Here is a 3,079-nt window from a genome sequence, read left to right as displayed (position 1 = left end):
ACCCTTCGATGACCGCCAAGCGTCGTAACAACGCCGCTCACGGTATCGAAATCATCGGTGAGCAACTGCGCTCCATGATGCCGTGGATCGGTGCCAACAAGATCGTCGACAAAGCCAAAAACTAAGTCGTCGTCCCTTGTACGAAAAACGCGGCCTCGGCCGCGTTTTTTCGTTTGAGACTGTGGTTCTGGTATAAAGCTGCATCGTTTGTGGCCGAACCGTCGTCCCAGACACCCGTCGAATTTCTCCAAACCGTTGCAAGGTAATGTCCATGAGCGAACGTCCCGAAGAGCCGAACAAGGCTTCTGACGCCGAAAGCCTGCTGCCCATCGATGAACACATCGAAGAAGGGCACGACGCAGAAGGTCGTAAAGTCCGGCATCGTGGTATCTATCTGCTGCCGAATCTGTTCACCACTGCCAACCTGTTCGCAGGCTTCTATTCCATCATCAACTCGATGAGTGCCCAGGCTGCCTTGAGCGCCGGGGACTCCGCCAGCGCGAGCAAGTACTTCGCGTTTGCTGCGATCGCAATTTTCGTCGCCATGGTGCTCGACGGTCTCGATGGCCGTGTGGCTCGCATGACCAATACGCAAAGCGCGTTCGGCGCCGAGTATGACTCGCTGTCGGACATGGTCGCCTTTGGTGTTGCGCCTGCATTGCTCGCCTTTGGTTGGGCATTGGGTGACATGGGTAAGGTCGGCTGGATGGTTGCCTTCATTTATGTAGCGGGCGCGGCGTTGCGTCTGGCGCGTTTCAATACTCAGGTTGGCACTGCGGACAAACGCTATTTCATCGGTCTGGCCAGTCCGGCTGCGGCCGGCGTGGTGGCGGGCATCGTCTGGGCGTTCAGCGATTACGGCATTCAGGGTTCGAAGATGTCCTTCCTGGTTGCGCTGATGGTGGCAGCGGCCGGTATGCTGATGGTCAGCAACATCAAGTACAACAGCTTCAAGGAGCTGGACTTGAAAGGGCGGGTGCCTTTCGTTGCGATTCTCGCAGTGGTGTTGGTGTTCGCCGTGGTCTTCAGCGATCCGCCGCGCATTCTGCTGCTGGTGTTCCTCGCCTATGCGGCTTCCGGGCCGATTCAGTACCTTTTGCATCTTCGTCGGCACAAAAACGTCGAGTGATGTAATTTCCCTCATACTCCGCAGTCTACGGGTGCATCTGTCCTCCAAAGCTGCGGAGTTGTCATGCTGATCAAAATCCCTAAAGCGTCTGACTGCCACGAGTCGGATGTCACGCCTGAATCCATTTACATTTCTCGACGTCAGCTGCTCGGAGCCACCGCGGCCGGTATTGCCGTGGGCAGTCTTCCGCGCTGGGCAAGTGCCGACGATGCGGCGCGATATGCCGATGTCGAGACTGGCAAGGCGCCTGCCTGGCTTGCCGATAAGCTCTCTGCTTCCAAGTGGGGAGCGGTCAGCGTCAAGGATGAGGCGATCACGCCTTATAAAGATGCCACCCACTACAACAACTTCTATGAGTTCGGAACCGACAAGGGCGATCCAGCGGCGAATGCCGGTTCGCTGAAAACCGAACCGTGGAGTGTGGTGGTTGACGGGGAGGTGGGGAAGCCAGGGCGTTATGCGCTGGAAGACTTCATGAAGCCGTATCAATTGGAGGAGCGTATTTATCGCCTGCGCTGTGTTGAGGCGTGGTCGATGGTTATTCCGTGGATTGGTTTTCCGATTTCGGCACTGCTCAAGCAAGTCGAGCCAACCTCGAATGCCAAATACATCCGCTTTGAAACGTTGCAGGATCCCAAGAGCATGCCGGGACAGCGGTCTGGTTTTGCTTTGATCGACTGGCCTTACGTAGAGGGCTTGCGACTGGATGAGGCGATGAATCCTTTGGCGATTCTGGCGGTGGGCATGTATGGCCGCGAACTGCCGAATCAGAATGGCGCGCCGCTGCGTTTGGTGGTGCCTTGGAAGTACGGCTTCAAAAGCGTCAAATCCATCGTGCGAATCAGTCTGGTCAGCGAGCAGCCGAAGACAACCTGGCAAAGCATTGCGGCAGATGAATACGGGTTCTATGCAAACGTCAATCCGACAGTTGATCACCCTCGCTGGACCCAGGCGCGCGAGCGTCGGCTGCCGAACAGTCTGTTCAAGCCGAATGTGCGCGACACACAGATGTTCAACGGCTACGCGAATGAAGTCGCTTCTTTATATACAGGACTCGATCTGCGGAAGAATTACTGATGCGATTCCCGTTATGGCGTGTAGGCGTTTTCATTGCGGCAGCGATCTGGCCGCTATTGTGGTTCTATCAGGCTTTTGCAGATCTGCTTGGGCCGGATCCTGGCAAGGTGCTGGTTGATCGGTTGGGTCTCGGTACATTGGTGCTGTTGTTGATCACCCTGAGCATGACGCCTCTGCAAAAGCTTACCGGTTGGGCGGGGTGGATTGCTGTTCGCCGGCAGTTGGGGCTTTGGTGTTTTGCCTATGTGGTTCTACATCTATGTAGCTACATGGCATTTATTCTGGGTTTCGATTGGTCGCAACTGGGAGTAGAGCTACGCAAGCGACCGTACATTATTGTCGGCACATTGGGATTCCTTGGCTTATTGGTGTTGGCGGTGACTTCCAATCGCTACAGTCAGCGTCGGTTGGGTGTCCGCTGGAAGAAGCTCCACCGGTTGGCATACGTGATTCTGGGGTTGGGTTTGTTGCATATGCTGTGGATCGTACGTGCGGATCTTAAGGAGTGGGCGGTCTATGCCTTTATAGGTGCTCTGCTTTTATTGCTGCGCATCCCTCCTGTGGCTCGTCGAATCCCGCGGTTATTGGCTAAAAAGCAGATTCTGCAAGAAAAGAGAAATTAACGATTGACGGCAGATTCTGGAGGCCTATAATTCGCCCCACTTCCGGCGCAGTCGAAACGGAAAACTCCTTAAGATTCAATGAGTTATGTAGGTTTCGACAGCAGGTGCTTCAGTTTATCGAAGTCGAAAAGAAGTTGAAAAAGAGGTGTTGACAACAGCGAGTAACGCTGTAGAATTCGCCTCCCGCTGACGAGAGATCGGAAGCGCAAGTGGTTGAAGTTGTTGAGGAATTCTTCGAAAACTTCTGAAA

Annotated in this window: 4 protein-coding genes (1 of these 4 cut by a window edge); all 4 read left to right on the top strand. The window is 54.7% G+C overall.

Annotation, left to right across the window (positions count from 1 at the left end):
* Window positions 1–125, top strand: partial view of a ketol-acid reductoisomerase gene (gene ilvC / locus ACIOWE_RS29560; protein ID WP_401398478.1) — the final stretch only. Its footprint begins 901 nt before the window's first position; the window shows 125 of its 1,026 coding nt (coding positions 902–1,026); its start codon lies beyond the left edge, outside the window; the stop codon is at window positions 123–125.
* A gap of 146 nt (window positions 126–271) precedes the next feature.
* Window positions 272–1,129, top strand: coding sequence for a CDP-diacylglycerol--serine O-phosphatidyltransferase (gene pssA, locus ACIOWE_RS29555; RefSeq protein ID WP_201236794.1), 858 nt, complete (start codon window positions 272–274; stop codon window positions 1,127–1,129).
* A 63-nt stretch (window positions 1,130–1,192) separates the two neighbouring features.
* Window positions 1,193–2,206: a protein-methionine-sulfoxide reductase catalytic subunit MsrP gene (gene msrP / locus ACIOWE_RS29550; RefSeq protein ID WP_401398476.1), complete on the top strand. Its 1,014-nt coding sequence runs from the start codon at window positions 1,193–1,195 to the stop codon at window positions 2,204–2,206.
* Window positions 2,206–2,829 carry a protein-methionine-sulfoxide reductase heme-binding subunit MsrQ gene (gene msrQ / locus ACIOWE_RS29545; protein WP_401398474.1) on the top strand — a complete coding sequence of 208 codons (624 nt, stop codon included), beginning with the start codon at window positions 2,206–2,208 and terminating at the stop codon, window positions 2,827–2,829. The genes msrP and msrQ overlap by 1 nt, the downstream gene beginning before the upstream one ends.
* The last annotated feature ends 250 nt before the right edge of the window (window positions 2,830–3,079 follow it).

This window comes from Pseudomonas sp. NPDC087598 (genome assembly GCF_044743525.1).
Lineage (GTDB): Bacteria > Pseudomonadota > Gammaproteobacteria > Pseudomonadales > Pseudomonadaceae > Aquipseudomonas.
This window is presented reverse-complemented; position numbering and strand designations above follow the sequence as displayed.

Coding starts and splice junctions, on each gene's coding strand:
- pssA (WP_201236794.1), top strand. CDS start 272: ATGAGCGAACGTCCCGAAGAGCCGAACAAGGCTTCTGACGCCGAAAGC.
- msrP (WP_401398476.1), top strand. CDS start 1,193: ATGCTGATCAAAATCCCTAAAGCGTCTGACTGCCACGAGTCGGATGTC.
- msrQ (WP_401398474.1), top strand. CDS start 2,206: ATGCGATTCCCGTTATGGCGTGTAGGCGTTTTCATTGCGGCAGCGATC.